The 16,134-nt window shown below is 54.6% G+C and carries 11 protein-coding genes; 7 read left to right on the top strand and 4 right to left on the bottom strand.

Annotated features, from left to right (window positions below):
• Positions 1-22: 22 nt before the first annotated feature.
• From BN8_RS00800 to BN8_RS00785, 4 genes are all read left to right on the top strand, one after another.
• Complete coding sequence (locus tag BN8_RS00800; RefSeq protein ID WP_009279854.1) at positions 23-2,008, top strand: M1 family aminopeptidase; 1,986 nt, start codon at positions 23-25, stop codon at positions 2,006-2,008.
• Between the two features lie 14 nt (positions 2,009-2,022).
• Positions 2,023-2,466: a VOC family protein gene (locus BN8_RS00795; protein WP_009279853.1), complete on the top strand. Its 444-nt coding sequence runs from the start codon at positions 2,023-2,025 to the stop codon at positions 2,464-2,466.
• Between the two features lie 174 nt (positions 2,467-2,640).
• A complete protein-coding gene (locus tag BN8_RS00790; RefSeq protein ID WP_009279852.1) occupies positions 2,641-4,215 on the top strand; it encodes a sensor histidine kinase in 1,575 nt (524 codons plus the stop codon).
• A 131-nt stretch (positions 4,216-4,346) separates the two neighbouring features.
• Positions 4,347-5,561, top strand: a complete 1,215-nt coding sequence (locus BN8_RS00785; RefSeq protein ID WP_009279851.1) for a glycosyltransferase family 1 protein — start codon at positions 4,347-4,349, stop codon at positions 5,559-5,561.
• 92 nt (positions 5,562-5,653) lie between these two features.
• Here the strand turns inward: BN8_RS00785 and BN8_RS00780 are convergent, their stop codons facing one another.
• Entirely contained in the window at positions 5,654-7,297 is a 1,644-nt protein-coding gene (locus BN8_RS00780; RefSeq protein ID WP_009279850.1) for an NFACT RNA binding domain-containing protein, read from the bottom strand.
• Between the two features lie 150 nt (positions 7,298-7,447).
• On the opposite strand from BN8_RS00780, the gene BN8_RS00775 reads away from it, so the two are divergent.
• From BN8_RS00775 to BN8_RS00765, 3 genes are all read left to right on the top strand, one after another.
• On the top strand, positions 7,448-8,158 hold the full coding sequence (locus tag BN8_RS00775; RefSeq protein WP_009279848.1) for a DUF1028 domain-containing protein: 711 nt from the start codon (positions 7,448-7,450) through the stop codon (positions 8,156-8,158).
• Positions 8,159-8,291: 133 nt separating this feature from the next.
• The gene (locus tag BN8_RS00770) at positions 8,292-8,549 is read left to right on the top strand and encodes a hypothetical protein (RefSeq protein WP_040005208.1); all 258 of its coding nucleotides are present in this window, start codon (positions 8,292-8,294) and stop codon (positions 8,547-8,549) included.
• A gap of 89 nt (positions 8,550-8,638) precedes the next feature.
• Complete coding sequence (locus BN8_RS00765) at positions 8,639-9,832, top strand: AGE family epimerase/isomerase (protein ID WP_009279845.1); 1,194 nt, start codon at positions 8,639-8,641, stop codon at positions 9,830-9,832.
• A gap of 37 nt (positions 9,833-9,869) precedes the next feature.
• On the opposite strand, the gene BN8_RS00760 is transcribed toward BN8_RS00765, so the two are convergent.
• From BN8_RS00760 to BN8_RS00750, 3 genes are all read right to left on the bottom strand, one after another.
• Positions 9,870-11,282: an efflux transporter outer membrane subunit gene (locus tag BN8_RS00760; protein ID WP_051040974.1), complete on the bottom strand. Its 1,413-nt coding sequence runs from the start codon at positions 11,280-11,282 to the stop codon at positions 9,870-9,872.
• 16 nt (positions 11,283-11,298) lie between these two features.
• The gene (locus BN8_RS00755) at positions 11,299-14,496 is read right to left on the bottom strand and encodes an efflux RND transporter permease subunit (protein ID WP_009279843.1); all 3,198 of its coding nucleotides are present in this window, start codon (positions 14,494-14,496) and stop codon (positions 11,299-11,301) included.
• Between the two features lie 171 nt (positions 14,497-14,667).
• Positions 14,668-15,840 carry an efflux RND transporter periplasmic adaptor subunit gene (locus BN8_RS00750; protein ID WP_009279842.1) on the bottom strand — a complete coding sequence of 391 codons (1,173 nt, stop codon included), beginning with the start codon at positions 15,838-15,840 and terminating at the stop codon, positions 14,668-14,670.
• Positions 15,841-16,134 lie beyond the last annotated feature (294 nt).

The following is a 16,134-nucleotide window of genomic DNA, read 5'->3' as shown; positions in this document are numbered from 1 at the left end:
ACTCTGCATCGTTATACGTGGCATGAACTACCGGCTATTCATCCTTCTGCTGCTGTTTCCGCTGCTGGCCTCCGCACAGGATGAAGCCAATGACGGCGCTCGGGCCTGTCAACAGGGAAAAGTCCGCTACTTTGGCCGACTGGCCACAGATCCGCGGGCGCGGGTGATGTATCCGGGCGATTCAAGCATCGATGTAACGTACTATGGGCTCGACCTACGGCTTACGCATACCCCCGCTTATTTACAGGCTGCGGTCACCATTGGCCTGAAATCCACGACGCCGGCGCTCTCCAGTTTTGCCCTGGATTTGCGTTCCGGCACAACGCCGGGTGCGGGCCTGCGGGTCGATTCGGTCAAAGCCGGTAACCAGCGGCTCACCTTCCGGCACGAACAAAACAAACTAACCATTACGCCCCCGCAACCCCTCGCCAGGGGGCAGGCGCTGGCCGTGACGGTGTTTTACCAAGGTCGGCCCGGTACCGGCGGCTTCGGTGGATTTGTGTTTGGCACTCATAGCCGCGAGCCTGAAATCTGGAGTTTAAGCGAGCCGTTCAGCGCCCCCGAGTGGTTCCCCTGCAAAGACACCCCCGCCGATAAAGCCGACTCTTCGGCAGTCAGCATCACAGCTCCGGCCCGCTTCGTATCCGTGTCAAACGGCACGCTGGAAAGCACAGCCGACAACCCCGACGGCACGCGAACGTACCGCTGGCGGAATCACTATCCCATCGCCCATTACCTTATCTCGGTGGCGATGACCAACTACGTTCGCTATGACACACCGTTTACCTACAATGGGGTAACCCTACCCGTTACGCATTATCTGTATCCCGAATCCCTGGCCGACAACCAGGCTAATCTGGATCAGACACCTGATATGCTGCGGGTGTTTACCGAACGCTACGGCCCCTACCCGTTCCTGCGCGAGAAGTATGGACACGCGCAGTTTGGGGCTGGAGTTGGGGGTATGGAGCACCAGACGATCAGCTCGATGGGTACGTTTGATCCAAGTGTGATCGCCCATGAACTGGCCCATCAGTGGTTCGGCGACAAGGTCACCTGTCGCGACTGGCACAGTATCTGGCTGAACGAAGGTTTCGCAACGTACAGCGAATACGTATATCGGGAAGCCAGGAACGGCCGGGCCAATGCAGCCTCGCTGATCAACTACTACATGCGGCTGGCCCGTACGGCGAAAGGGTCGCTGTATGTCCGGTCCCTGGAAAATGTAGACAGTATCTTTACCTACAACCGAACCTACGCGAAGGGGGCCGTTGTGCTGCACATGCTGCGGGGTATTGTCGGCGATACCCTGTTTTTCCGAACGCTACGTACCTATGCGGCTACCCCGGGTCTGGCTTATGGCACCGCCCTGACCGACGATTTCCGGGCCGTTGCTGAACAGGTTTCGAATCAAAACCTGGCGTACTTCTTTCAGCAGTGGATATTCGGCGAGGGCTATCCGGCATACCGGGTTTCGTATACCGGCAATGGTACAGCCCGTGGTGTGGCGCTGCGGATCGAACAACGTAACGGAAATCCTTCGGGTCAGCAGACGTTCTTTACCATGCCAATCCAGGTGCGGGTGCAATCGGCTGCGGGCGATACCACCCTAACGGTTCTGAACGACCGGCCCGATCAGACGTTCAACCTGACCGGCCGAGGGTCAGTCACGGGCGTTGCGATCGATCCCGACAACTACATTCTGAAAACGGTAGACTACGTCAACACCATTACGGCCTTACCCGCTGCCACCGATCTGGCCGTTCAGGTATTCCCGAATCCTTCGGCCGAAACGCTCAGCGTTTCGTTCGGAACCGCCTTGGCCGGGCCCGTTACGCTGACGTTCACCAATGTGTCTGGCCAGGCGGTACGCGTACTCACCGAAGCCATGTTGCCGCCCGGGTCGCACACCCGGGCGATCGGGATGCGGGGATTACCGGCCGGACGGTACGTCCTCACCGTGAAAACACCGACAAGCCAGCAAAGCCGGGTAGTTTTGCACCAGTGAATTCTTTCTGCTGTATGAAAAAACTTCTTTTTGTGTTTCTGTTGCTGTCCGGAACGGTATTCGGGCAGGACAATCTGGGGGTTATTCGGCACAATCACCTGGCGTTACACGTCAAAGACATACCAACAAGCACGGCGTTTTACCACGATGTACTGGGCCTGAAATCCATTCCGGTTCCGGAGAACCTGAAAGCGATCCGGGCCTGGTTCGACATCGGTAATGGCCAGCAGATTCACTTACTGGCGGGCCGGACCGAACAGATCGTTCACGACCGCAACGGCAGCCATATTGCCCTGTTTGTTGAGAACATAGGAAAGTCGGAGGCCTTTCTGACCGCGAAAAAGATCCCGTTTCATAAGCAGACCCGCTTCGACGGTGTCACTCAGATTTATTTCGCCGATCCCGATGGGTATTTGTTCGAACTGAACGAAGGCAAAAACCTAACGGCAGGGAACTAGCCCTCCGACCGCTACGCTTACGCAGCCACGCTATTGTACAATAGCGTGGCTTTTTTGTACAGGGAACACCGTTTGCTCAATTGATTTTCATGTATCTACAGAATATTTATACGAAACTCGCAATCCATCATGTTATAGAAATACGTACCTATTCATGAACGCACCGTAACCTTCATGCAACACCCTGTATTCGTCCCCGAATCAGGCCTCTCTATGACCCAGGAGCAGGCTTCGCTCTGGCAGCAACTCCTTCAGCACTCGGTTAGTGGACTGGTTGGTTTCAAAGCCGAACGCAACGAGGAGGGCCAAATCTGTAACCTCCGGTATTCATTCATCAATAAAGTTGCGCTCCGGGATACGTTCAGCATTGGCCAACAGATCGAAGAAAAAGAACTCATCGGGCGCTGCGTCACGGACTTTTTCCCCGCTATCCGCGAGTCTGGCATCTGGCGAACGTACATCAATGTACTCGAAACGGGCAACGCCCAGCGTCTCGAACAGAAATACACATTAAATGGGCGTGATGTCTGGGTTGCTCAGGCCGTAGCTCCCTTTGGCCAGGACGGCCTGCTGCTTTCTTATTCAGAAACCAGCGAACTGCACGATACGGCCCATCGGCTGACGCACCAGAGTGCCCTGCTGAACGAAATCCTGAACAGTTCGCCCAATGCCATCGCCGTTTTTGAGGCCGTCCGGGATTCAGCCGGAGCGTTGATTGATTTCCGTACTACGGTTGTCAACCGGATGGTCGAGGTGTTGTCGGGGTTGCCGGCCGATTCGTTTATCAACACTCGCCTTAGTCAGATTCACCTGCTCACGCCCGACTCATTTGAGCGGCTTAATAACCTGCTGATTACCGGCGAAAGCGTACGGTTTGAACACTTTGTGCCGGGCGCGTCCATATGGCTCGACGTGACCCTCACCCGCCTGAACGATGGGTTTGTGGCTACGTTACAGGACATCACAGCCGCCAAACAGGCGCAGCAGCAACTGGAGATGGCCATTCAGAACCTGCACCGGTCCAATCAGCATCTGGAAGAATTTGCCTACGTAGCCAGCCACGATCTACAGGAGCCGTTACGTAAGATTGTGGCCTTTGGCGATGTGCTTCAGCACCAGTACGCCGATCAGCTTAGTGTTTCGGCTGCCGACCTGATTGGCCGTATGCAGAAGTCAGCCAGCCGGATGCGAACACTGGTGCATGACCTGCTGACGTATGCCCGGGTGTCGAACAAGCCTGACACCTTCGGGCTGGTTGACCTCAACCATCTGATTGCGTCAGTAGCCGAAGACCTGGAAGTGACGATTCTGGACAAGAAAGCGGAGATTATCATCGAAACATTGCCGACGGTCTGGGGCGATGCACTCCTGCTCCGGCAGTTATTTCAGAATCTGCTGAGCAATGGCCTTAAATTTCACCAGCCGGGCCAGGCACCGGTGATCAATATTCAGGGGCACGTAGCCACGACCGACGAGTACCTGACGTACCTGTCGGCCACCGATGCTTCACAGGCAGGCCGCCGGTATGCGCTGATTGATGTCATCGATAACGGAATAGGTTTCGACGAACGATACCTCGACCGGATCTTCACTATTTTTCAGCGTTTACACAACTTCAACCAGTTCGCCGGAACAGGCATGGGCCTGGCCATTTGCCGTAAAGTGGTTGATATTCACGGCGGTCACATTACTGCCATCAGCCAGCCTAACCACGGGGCAACCTTTCGCCTGCTGCTGCCCATGCAGTGACGTATATGGCCACTGGCTCGGATATGGGCGTTAGCCGTAACATTTGAGGAGCGTTTCTGTTCTACTACGGACATCGCGTCAGCCAGTGCAGCCTTGCGCAGGCTACGTTTTTCAATCCTCTGCTCGCTCTTATGAAAGTTACTGACTCAACATCCTTGACGGATACTCAATCGTTATCTATCAGCTCTGTACCGTCCTACGCCCCGACGGTCCATGCAGCCTTATCTTCGACCACTGGCGAAACGCGTGATTTAGTCTGTTTTTCACATCTCCGCTGGAACTTCGTGTACCAGCGTCCGCAGCATCTGCTCAGCCGCGCCACCCGTAACTATCGGGTCTGGTTCATTGAGGAACCTATATTTGGTAATGATCTGCGCTTGGCCGTCTGCACCGAAAATGACCGGCTTCGGGTTGTCGTTCCGCACCTGCCCCACGGCAGCAGTCCGGCAGATATAATCCGCTATCAACGTCAGTTAATCGACGAATTATTTCAAAAAGAACGCATTAGCGACTTCATTGCCTGGTATTACACCCCAATGGCCCTGCTCTTCAGCGATCACCTGAAACCCCGGCTGACGGTGTACGATTGCATGGATGAGTTGTCGGCGTTCTGGGGGGCTCCTAAAGAATTACTCGATCAGGAAAAACGCCTGATGGAAAAAGCCGGGATTATGTTCACCGGCGGCTACAGTCTCTTTGAAGCGAAACAACGGCGGCACCCGCACGTCTTTGCGTTTCCAAGCAGCATCGATTTTACGCACTTCTCAAGTGCCCGTCGTCCCCTGCCCGACCCGGTCGACCAGCGGTCGATGCCTGGCCCGCGTATAGGGTTCAGCGGTGTGATTGACGAACGATTCGACTACGAATTACTGGCCAAATTAGCCGAGCGTCGGCGCGACTGGCATTTCGTTATGATTGGTCCGGTGGTCAAGATCAATCCGGCTTTGCTGCCCAAGGGGCCTAACGTCCATTACCTGGGCATGAAGGATTACAAACAACTTCCTGCGTATTTCAGTAACTGGAACGTAGCGATGCTGCCGTTTGCGCTGAATGAGTCAACGCGGTTTATCAGTCCAACCAAAACGCCCGAGTACCTGTCGGCGGGACTGCCGGTGGTGTCGACCCCGATCCGTGACGTGGTCCGGACGTATGGCAGCCAGGATTTTGTGCAGATTGCCGATTCGGCCGAAGCCTTTGAAGCAGCTATCGAACTAGCCCTGCAACAAAAACACCCGAGCGATTGGTCGGCAATCGATACGTTCCTGGCCGAAAGCTCCTGGGATTACACCTGGAGCGAAATGAACCGGCTCATGACCGCACAGATGAAAGTAGCGGTGGAGCAATGAAAAAAGGAGGAAGGGGAGAAAAGGAGGAGGAAAACCTTTTCTCCCTCTCCTCCCTTTTCTCCTCTTCCTCCTTTTCTCCCTCCTCCTTTCTATCACTCCCCCCTCGGCACTACCATCACCACGTCCTCCTTATCGACTACCACCTGCCCTTCGGCTAAGCCTTTGGGCTTGCGGACAAATTTCTTGGGTGTAACAATCACCGGGCAAAGGCTATCGGTCCGCCGTTTGGAGTACCAGGCTGCGAGTTCGGCGGCTCGTTCGATCACGCTTTTAGGAAACGTTTTGCCCGCCTGGTATTTAATGACTACGTGAGAACCGGATACGTCGCGGGCGTGAAGCCATAAGTCCTCTTTATGAGCGTATTTTTGCGTGAGCAGGTCGTTATTCTTGGCGTTTCGACCGATCAGGATGCGGAAATTTTCGAATATGACTTCTTTGAATAGCTGAACCGGTCCCTCGATCGCCGATTCGCTCAGGAGATTGTGCTGCTTGATGTATTTGCGCAGTTCCTTCAGCGTCTGGATGGTTTCCAGAGCAGTCTGATACGCGTTGATACGTTCAATTTCAGCCTCTCGGTTCGCTATCTGCTGGTTCAGGTGCTCCTCTTCAATTTTCTCGTTCTTGGCTTTCCGGTAGTAGTTCTCCGCATTTTTTTGCGGACTCAGATCCGTCTTAAGTTTGATTGTAATCGGCTGATCGCGGTAAAAATCGTACAATTCAACCCGTTCCGGCGACCGGGCTCCTGGCACTTCGGGGATATCATGTAGATTCGCCATCAGAATATGCCCCATCTCTTCGTGGGTAGCCCCTTCCTCGCGGGCGATAAGCCGCTGTATGTTGGCATCGATGAGCGCTTCGGCACGTTTCAGGCGTTTTTCGAGCAGCCGCAGCAGATCGGCCTTCTCCCGCTCGAACGTATTGAGTCCGTTGTAGGAAATGTAAAACCGGTTAGCCGCTTCAATCGGGTCGTCGAAGTCGCGGTAAACCTCCCCAAAAGACAGCAGTGAGAGCGTTGGGCGATGTTCGAATTTGGTAAGGTAGTAATGCGGCTGTTCAAGTTGGGCCAGCACCTGCTGGATTAATCGCCACTTCTGTTCTCCTTCGCCCACCGGGTTAGCCGTGCCGTCAGACCCTTCCTCCTTTCCTCCTTTCCCCCTTTCCTCCTCTTTCAAATAGGCGTTCACTACCTTTCCAAACGTCGGGAACAGCTTCCGGTGGTCGTACCCCGCCCGCTCGAAAGCTTCCCACGACTGGTCGATGGGTCGGTCAAGGGCATTGATGTTTAGCTGTTGATCGGCCACCAGCTTCGTGTTAAACAACTCGACGACGGTATCGCCCTGAAACGCCAGCAGGTTGGGGCGATTGCCAAAGAATTTGAATAGCAAGGCGTAGTTATCTTCCAACTGGATTGCCAGACAGCGCTCGTTTAAAAACGACCGGACACCCGTTACCACTCGCCCTGCGCCTTCTTCGCCCCCGGTTACGTCCTCGAACAGATCGATGCTGTTGGTACGGGCGCGTTGCACAACTTCCGGAAACAACAGGCCGGAGAAATCAGGGCGCAGCGTAGCTTTGATGTAGAATGGTTTATAATAATTTGTCTTTCCCTTCGCCTGCGCAAATACCAGTACCACCTCGTCCCGGTCCTGGCTGAAGCACTCCATGAACTTCAGTCCGGTCAGATGCGGGGCAAGCGCGGGGGCTAATTGCCGAAGGAAGTAGAAATTGGTGTGCATGGCTACAAAGGTAACGCTTCCGGTTGCTGGTCGGTTAAGGAAAGTATGCGCTTACGGAGCGGTGGCTCCAGGTCATTCTTTTACGAACGTGGTCAGAAGCAACCAAAAACGCTGCTTACGCATCTTCCATAAAACCGTAAATTCAAGTCTATGAAGCGAATTGCTACCCTGCTTGTGCTGCTCTCAATACATTTCAGCGCATTTGCTACCTGGTCAATTATAATCATAGATCCCAAAACGGGGGAGATTGGCATTGCAGGAGCCTCATGTACTTATAGTTGCCGGGGAATAGCCAAAATTGCCCCGGGCCAGGGAGCTATTGTTGTTCAGGCGATGAGCAACAGTGACGCCCGAAAAAAGGGATTGCAGATGATTTTAGATCACCGGTCGCCCGAAGAAATCATCCAGGCTTTGAGAGCGCCGGAATTCGACCCGGAAAAGCAGCAATACGCCATCGTAAGTGCCAGCTATCTGGATACGCCAATGACATACACAGGCACAGCTACAGCGGCATATAATGGGGCTTTAACCGCCAAAGGGGTCTCCGTTCAGGGTAATACCCTAGCCAGCGATCATGAGCTGAAAGTTATTATGGATGCCGTTGTTAACGGGCAGAACGATCGACTGCGAATTGATGAGATCCTGATGCGGGCTCTTGAAGCAGGGTCAGAAGCCGGCGGAGATAAGCGCTGCGGAGAACAGCGGGCAACCTGTGCGTTTCTGGTAGTCGCAAAACCAAATGACAAACCAGGCAGGCCTTACCTAGATTTAGAGTTCTTCGGGCAGAAACGCGGAGGTATGAATGCAGTCCATTTGCTAAGAGGCAAGTACGAGAAGTGGAAAAGAAAGCATTCCGCCTAGCTTTTGTCTAACTCCCACATCCTCATGCCTTCCAATTTCCGTTCGAAAGAGGGTCAATTTTTTGCGACTGAAATCCGAAACAATCGCTTTTCTGGCCTGTTATAATTCTACTCAACAACTAGACAACAACGTTATGGCTAACAATAAAACGGTAGATCAGCCCGGCTCAAACGATAAGCAACCGAATAGCGACCGGCGACGCCGGGTAAATGCCCGGGATACATCCGGCAACCAGCCCAACATGGAGCAAACGCGCAGCAACCACGATAAGACCGTGCAGCGCCCGGAAGAGGATCATGTGAACGATAAAACAAAAACTGAGCTGATGGAAGAACGCGGTGGCCACGGTCATTCAGGCCACAGCAGCAGCCGAAACGGCAGTCGCAGCTAAACCGAAGCGTACTACGCAAAAATCAGGCGTTCAGGATTAGAAGTTGGCCCATAGCCTCTTTTGACGCTGAACGCCTGATTTTTGTTCCTATGCCCTCGCCACTTCCTACGCATCTGCGCCAACAGTTCCACCAGGAATACAAGGATATTCTTGCCTACTGGCAACGCTACGCGCCCGATCCGGTGAACGGCGGTTTCTATGGCCGCGTGAATTATCAGAACCAGCCCGACCCCAATGCCGAAAAAGGTATCGTGCTCAACGCCCGCATCCTGTGGACGTTTTCGGCGGGCCTCCGCCACACCCACCACGACGAATACCGCCCCGTGGCTGATCAGGCGTTTCAATACATCAGACAGTACTTCATCGATCCGCAGTACGGGGGCGTCTACTGGTCCGTAACGGCCAAAGGTGAGCCGGCCAACGCGACCAAGCAGCTTTACGGACAGTCGTTCGCGCTTTATGGACTGAGTGAATACGTCCGCGCGACAAACGACCCAACGGCCAGAACTATGGCGCAGGAGTTGTTTCGGCTGATGGTCAAACACGCGTACGACCCTGAACGGGGTGGCTTTCAGGAAGGACTGGCCCGCGACTGGTCGCCAACGGATAAGTTAGTACTGAGCAAAAAAGACAATCAGGAAACGAAGACGATGAACACCCACCTCCACATTCTGGAGGCTTTTACGAACCTGTACCGCGTCTGGCCGGATAAATCCGTCGACACGCAGATCCGGGGCATGCTCGACGCATTTACGAACCACATCGTCGATCCGAAAACGTACCGCATGAAGCTGTTCCTGAACGACGACTGGCAGGTGCGTCGAACAGCCATCTCCTACGGCCACGACATTGAAGCGTCGTGGCTGCTGCCCGAAGCCGCCGACGTACTGAAGGATAAAGCACTTCAAAAGAAGATTAACACCTTAGGTATCAAAATGGCGCGGGCAGCCGCCGACGGCCTCGACTCCGATGGCGGCATGAACTACGAGTACGATCCGGTGACCGGGCACCGGAACCGCGAACGGTCGTGGTGGGTGATGGCCGAAGCGATGGTTGGCTTTTACAACGCCTATCAGCTCACGAAGGAACAGCAGTTTCTTGACAAGTCGCTGCAAAGTTGGGAGTTCACCAAAAAGCACCTGCTCGATACCAAAAACGGCGAGTGGTTTATGGGCGTAACGCCGGAGCACAAGGTCACGGGCAACGACAAAATCAGCATGTGGAAGTGCCCCTACCACAACAGCCGCGCCTGCCTGGAAATGCTGGAGCGCTCCGAAGCCTAAACCCGGAGCGCCCCTTGATACGTTGGTTCACTTAATCTTACTGCCAGCCGCCACCTAACGCCCGGTAGAGGTCGATGAGCGACAGGAACTGAGCCTGTTTCGTATTGATCAGGCTTAGCTCAGCATCCAGTACAGACCGCTGGGCCGTGATTACTTCCAGGTACGTGGCATAACCGGTTCCGAACAGATCGTCGGAGGTTCGGGCCGCCTGGCGCAATACGGTCACCTCCTGTGTTTGCAGGTCGGCTACATTCCTGAAGTTCTCCAGACCTTTCAGACTCGTTACCACCTCGGATACGCCCGTCAGGATGGCGCGCTGGTAACCGTAGTACGCTTCGCGGCTTTGTGCTTCGGCAGCACGTAGATTACCTTTCAGATACCGACGATTAAAGACCGGGGCTGTCAGGCTACCCAGCACACCCAGGGCCAGCGATTGCGGATTGACCAGAACACTGGCCCGGAACGCGTTCAGACCAGCGTAGGGCGTAAGATTGAGTGAGGGCAGAAACTGCGCCTGCGCAACAGCTACGTCTACGTTGGCGGCCTCCAATTCACGCTCCGCCTGCCGGATGTCGGGCCGACGTCGTACTAATTGCGACGGAATACCAGCCGCTACGACCGGCGGAAGCTGCTGTTTTTCGAGCGACTCACCGCGCGTGATGGGTTGCGGATACCGCCCCAGCAGAGCATTCAACTGGTTTTCGGTCCGAACAATGTCCTGCCGCACCCGTCCTTCCAGACTACGTGTGTTGAGAAGCTGCGCCCGAAACTGCTGTACGGCCAGTTCCGTAACACGACCGGCCGCCTTCTGGACTTCAACCAACTCCACGGCCCGCTGCTGTAGCGCTTCGTTCTCGCGGATAATCTCCAGTTCGGCATCCAGAGCAAGCAGGGTATAGTAAAACCGGGCGACGTCGGCAGCGAGGTTCGTTATGATCAGATTACGGCCTTCCTGCGACGCCAGCACGCGGGTATAGGCGGCCCGGCGCTGGTTACGCAGCTTACCCCAGATGTCCAGTTCCCACGACGCCCGGAAACCTACGAAATAGTCGGGCGTCGGATTCGGAATCACGTTGGGGCCGGTTATGTTTTCCGACAGGTTGGTGTCAAAGTTACCGACGCCGTTGAGCGTGTATCGGGCGTAGCGGTCCACCCCGGCCGACACCACCGCATCGACCTGCGGCAGCAGCGCCCCCTGCGTGATGCCGAAGTTGGCGCGCGCCACTTCAATACGCTGGAGCGCAATACGCAAATCGGGGTTACGGGCCAGAGCCGTATCGATCAGCGCAACCAGGTTCGGGTCGGCAAAGAGCGCCCGGTACGGTCGATCCCCGATACTGGCCGAGTCCTGACTACCTGCGTAGGAAGTGGGCACGGTCATCGTTGGCGTTGGTGCCGGGTTGTGCATAATTCGGCACCCACCCAGGCTACCCGCCAGAACGACACTCATAAGACTTACTATAACTCTACGATCCTTGAAGAACGGCACCGTTAGCATTCGTTTTAATGGACATTGACTTTTTCGTAGGTTGATCACCGGCGGTACGATCTGGACCAAACCGCTCACCAATTCGGGCAAACAGAACGTACAAACCTGGCACCAGCACCAACCCAAATATAGTACCGATGAGCATCCCGCCCGCAGCGGCCGTACCGATCGAGCGGTTACCCAACGCACCGGCACCCGAGGCAATCGTAAGCGGAATCAGCCCCATGATGAAGGCAAAGGACGTCATCAGAATCGGACGCAGACGTGTCACCGCCCCTTCGATAGCCGCTTTCACAATCGGTAATCCCTCCTTCTGACGCTGGTTGGCAAACTCAACAATCAGGATGGCATTTTTACCCAGCAGACCAATCAGCATGATCAGCGACACCTGCGCATAAATGTTATTTTGCAGGCCCACCAGTTGCAGGCACAGGAACGAGCCGAAGATACCGGCCGGCAGCGACAGCAGTACCGACAGTGGCAACAGTACGCTTTCATACTGAGCTACCAGCAGCAGGTACACGAAAACCAGACAGATTAAAAAGATAAAGATTGCCTGATCGCCCGACAGCACTTCTTCCCGCGACATGCCCGACCACTCGAAGGTGAAACCGCGCGGCAGTTCTTTCTCAGCCACCTCCTCAATTGCCCGCAACGCGTCGCCACTACTATACCCCGGAGCCGGACTACCGTTGATCATCGCCGACGTGTACAGGTTGTAGCGGGTGAGCTGTTCCGGACCGTAAACACGCTCCAGCCGGACAAAGTTTGAGTAGGGAACCATCTCGCCCTTATCGTTCTTCACCCGTAGCGCCAGTACGTCTTCGGGCTTGGTCCGATACTCGGGAGCCGCCTGGACGTACACCCGATACATCTGCTCAAAGCGGATAAAGTTGGTTGCGTAGAAGCTACCCATCAGGGTTTGCAGCGTGTTCATGGCATTTTCAATGGATACGCCTTTCTGCGCAGCTTTATCCTGATCAACGTGCAGGAGATACTGCGGATAACTCGGGTCGAAGCTGGTAAATGCACTGCTGATTTCCGGCCGCTTGTTGAGAGCTGCAATGAAGTCGTCGGCTACGTCCTTCACCTTCTGAAGGTCGCCGGAGCGGGAGCGGTCCAGCAGCCGAAGTTCAAATCCACTGGTGTTACCAAAACCCGGTACGGTCGGGGGTGGCAGGTACTGAATTTGCGCGTCCTGGATATGTTTCGTTTTCTCCTCCAGCTCCTTAATCACCTCATCCACCGACTGTTTCCGCTCATCCCATCCTTTGAGGTTGATCATGCCCATCCCAAACGAAGCACCCGCTCCGTCGGTGAACAGACTGAATCCAGACAGCGTCGATACGTTCTCGACGGCTTCCATTTTAGACGCTACCCGCTGCACCTCATCCATTGCATTTTCGGTCCGCTGCACGGTAGCGCCCACCGGCGTTGTCAGGTTCACATAGATCATGCCCTGGTCTTCGGTCGGGATGAAGCCGCTTGATAGAATAGAGCTGATGCCCCACGTACCACCGGCGAATATAGCCAGCATACCTAACGTAATGGCGGTCCGACTTACTACACGCTTCAGCAACGCCTGATAACGGCCCGTTACGCGCTCGAACCAGCGGTTAAAGGCCGCGAAGAACCGCCCTAAAAGCCCCGTCGACACGTGATTCGGGTCGTGTGGTTTTAGCATGATGGCACAGAGAGCGGGCGTGAGCGTCACGGCGTTGACCCCGGAGATGACAATCGATATAGCCAGCGTCAGCGAGAACTGCCGGTAGAAGATACCGACCGGCCCCGACAGAAATGCCACCGGTACGAATACCGCCGACATGACGAGCGTAATGGCCACCAGCGCCCCGCTGATCTCCTTCATGGCCGCGAATGTTGCCTCCCTGGGCCCTAAATGTTCCTCAGCCATCTTGGCGTGAACAGCTTCCACCACCACGATGGCGTTGTCGACCACGATACCGATTGCCAGCACCAGCGCAAACAAGGTCAGCAGGTTGATCGAGAAGCCAATGGCACTCATGAAGGCAAAGGCTCCAATCAGCGCTACCGGCACGGCCAGCGCACAGATCACCGTCGACCGCCAGTCCTGCAGGAAGATGAATACGACTAAGAATACCAGGATAAAGGCTTCGAAAAGCGTGTGCAGCACCTCATCGATGGAGGCATCCAGAAAGCGCGACACGTCGTAGGCGAAGTTGTAGGTCATGCCCGCCGGGAAGGTTTCCTGCTTCAGTTCGGCCATACGGGCTTTTACGTTGGCAATGACCTCACTGGCGTTGGAGCCAGGCCGCTGTTTCAGCATGATCGACGCCGATGGGCGACCGTCGGTCTTCGACGTAATCATGTATTCCGCCGAGCCGAATTCCACCTCAGCTACGTCCTTCAGGCGGAGAATTGACCCATCCGGATCGGCCCGTAACACAACGTCGGCGTATTGTTCGGGGGTGATAAATTTACCCGTATACCGCAGTACGTACTGTAACTCCTGCGGTTCGCGGTCGGCGCTTTCGCCAGCTTTACCAGGCGCGGCTTCAACGTTCTGTTTCTGGAGGGCCGTCACGACCTCATCGGCCGAGATGTTGTACGCATTCATTCGGTCGGGCTTGAGCCAGACCCGCATAGAATAATCCCGTACGCCCATGATCTGGGCAAACCCCACGCCGTTAATCCGCCGGAGTTCCTGCAATACGTTGATGTCGGCAAAATTGTAAATGAACTTCTCGTCAACGGACGGATCGTCACTAACCAGGTTGATATACAGCAGCATACTGTTCACCTCTTTCTCGGTCACCACCCCGGACTTGATTACTTCCGGCGGCAGTTCATCCAGCACCGACGTAACGCGGTTCTGAACGTTCATGGCCGCCAGATCAGGGTCCATGCCAACTTCAAAGTTGATGGTAATGATCGTTACGCCGTCGTTGCCCGACACCGAACTCATGTAGGTCATCCCCGGTACCCCGTTGATGGCCCGTTCCAGGGGAGTAGCAACGGCTTTCGTACACACTTCGGCGTTGGCACCTGTGTACTTAGCCGTAACCGTTACCGAAGGCGGTACAATATCCGGAAACTGGGTAATCGGTAAGCCTATTAAAGCCAATACGCCCAGGAGTAAGATTAAGACCGATATAACGGCCGATAACAGCGGGCGCTTGATGAATATATCGAACATGAACTAGTCGGGTTACAGTGTCTGGTTTTCGGTATTCAGTTCTCGGTCTCGGTTTACAGCATCACTACCGAAAGGCATTATAACTGGGTACGGCTTCCGATTTTGGCATACGGTTATCAGCGGAAGCTGAACAACCGTATGCTGGAAAACTGAAAACCGTAAACGGCAATCTTAGTTTTGGGCTACTTCTTCGGCCTGGTTACCCTTGCCTGGTGCTGAACGGGGGATAATCTCCATGCCGTCTTTTACGTTCTGGATACCCTCATATACAACACGTTCGCCGGGTTGCAGTCCTGACTTAACGATGTAGAATTTACCCACCCGGCTCTGGGGTATGAAGCTCTTGGACTTGACCCGGTTGGCCGCATCGACCACGTACACGTAGTTCTTGTCCTGGATTTCGAAAACGGCGCGTTGGGGCACCAGCAGTGCGTCACTCAGGAAGTTATCCAGCCGGATAATACCCGACGAACCGTGTTTCAGCAGCCGCTGTGGGTTTGGAAACCGCGCCCGCAGCGAAATGGTACCCGACTCTTCGTCGAAAATGGTTTCCATCGTTTCGATGCGGCCTTTCTGAGGATAAACCGACGCGTCGGCCAGCACCATCTCAACGGACTGCCCGCCCTTACCAACCAGGTTTCGGTTCTTCTTGAGGAATTCGAGGTACTCTTTTTCAGATACGTCGAAGTAGGCGAACACCTCGTGGAGATCAGAAACCGTAGTCAGCAGGGTACCTTCTTCGATCAGGCTCCCCATTTTGAACGGAATCCGGTTGATAACACCGTCGAACGGGGCGCGAATGTTCGTATGAGCGAGGTGCAGGTTGGCTTTAGCCAGTGCGGATTTAGCTTCGTCGATCTGCGCCCGTGCCGATTCCAGTTTGGCTTTAGCCAGTTGGAGTTCGGAAGGTGAGATGATCTTTTTATCAACCAGGAGTTTGACCCGGTCAACTTCCACGGCAGCCGTTTTTTCGCTGGCCACTGCACTTTTCAGCGAGGCCCGGGCCCGATCGGCTTCGGATTGATACTCGGCGCCGTTCAGGTTGAACAATAGTTGCCCTTTCCGGACCGCCTGGCCTTCGTCTACGTGAATTTTTTCCAGAAAGCCCGACACCCGGGCGCGAATTTCTACGTTACGAACCGCTTCGAGCGAACTGACATATTCGCGTTGAAGGGTTGTGGGCTGGCGGGTTAGCTGCACCACAGGGACAGCCAGTTTTTCTGCCGTTTGTTCTGATTTTTCTTCGTTGGAGGTACAGCCCAGGGTTCCGCCGATCAAAATCAGCATGAGTAGTCCGATGGTCCGTGAGCTTCGTACACTACGCGCAATCTGTTTATTAATCATAGCTGAGATAGGCCTGAGCCGAACCAATACAAAGAGCGTTGGTGCAACAATCTGGCGTGTTGTTTTTTTTACAATCGCAATGTGGCTTTACATACTAAGAGCAGGCTTAGAAAAAAATTAGAAAAATCTTAGAAGTAGCAAAAACTTCAAAATTGGACAAAAACAAAAACCCTGTCGGGATCAACGCCCCAACAGGGTTATTAGCAACCATCTCAATCAGCTACGGCGCGAATCAGACAAATTGGTCATGATTCACAGCAATCCATTTACTCTACTACAGAGACTGTCCCATCC

The organism is Fibrisoma limi BUZ 3 (assembly GCF_000296815.2).
Classification (GTDB): Bacteria; Bacteroidota; Bacteroidia; order Cytophagales; family Spirosomataceae; genus Fibrisoma; species Fibrisoma limi.
This window is presented reverse-complemented; position numbering and strand designations above follow the sequence as displayed.

Bases quoted from the DNA above. Each gene is read 5' to 3' on its own strand.
- BN8_RS00790 (WP_009279852.1), top strand. From the start codon at position 2,641: ATGCAACACCCTGTATTCGTCCCCGAATCAGGCCTCTCTATGACCCAG.
- BN8_RS00780 (WP_009279850.1), bottom strand. From the start codon at position 7,297: ATGCACACCAATTTCTACTTCCTTCGGCAATTAGCCCCCGCGCTTGCC.
- BN8_RS00765 (WP_009279845.1), top strand. From the start codon at position 8,639: ATGCCCTCGCCACTTCCTACGCATCTGCGCCAACAGTTCCACCAGGAA.
- BN8_RS00750 (WP_009279842.1), bottom strand. From the start codon at position 15,840: ATGATTAATAAACAGATTGCGCGTAGTGTACGAAGCTCACGGACCATC.
- BN8_RS00800 (WP_009279854.1), top strand. From the start codon at position 23: ATGAACTACCGGCTATTCATCCTTCTGCTGCTGTTTCCGCTGCTGGCC.
- BN8_RS00770 (WP_040005208.1), top strand. From the start codon at position 8,292: ATGGCTAACAATAAAACGGTAGATCAGCCCGGCTCAAACGATAAGCAA.
- BN8_RS00760 (WP_051040974.1), bottom strand. From the start codon at position 11,282: ATGAGTGTCGTTCTGGCGGGTAGCCTGGGTGGGTGCCGAATTATGCAC.
- BN8_RS00755 (WP_009279843.1), bottom strand. From the start codon at position 14,496: ATGTTCGATATATTCATCAAGCGCCCGCTGTTATCGGCCGTTATATCG.
- BN8_RS00795 (WP_009279853.1), top strand. From the start codon at position 2,023: ATGAAAAAACTTCTTTTTGTGTTTCTGTTGCTGTCCGGAACGGTATTC.
- BN8_RS00785 (WP_009279851.1), top strand. From the start codon at position 4,347: ATGAAAGTTACTGACTCAACATCCTTGACGGATACTCAATCGTTATCT.
- BN8_RS00775 (WP_009279848.1), top strand. From the start codon at position 7,448: ATGAAGCGAATTGCTACCCTGCTTGTGCTGCTCTCAATACATTTCAGC.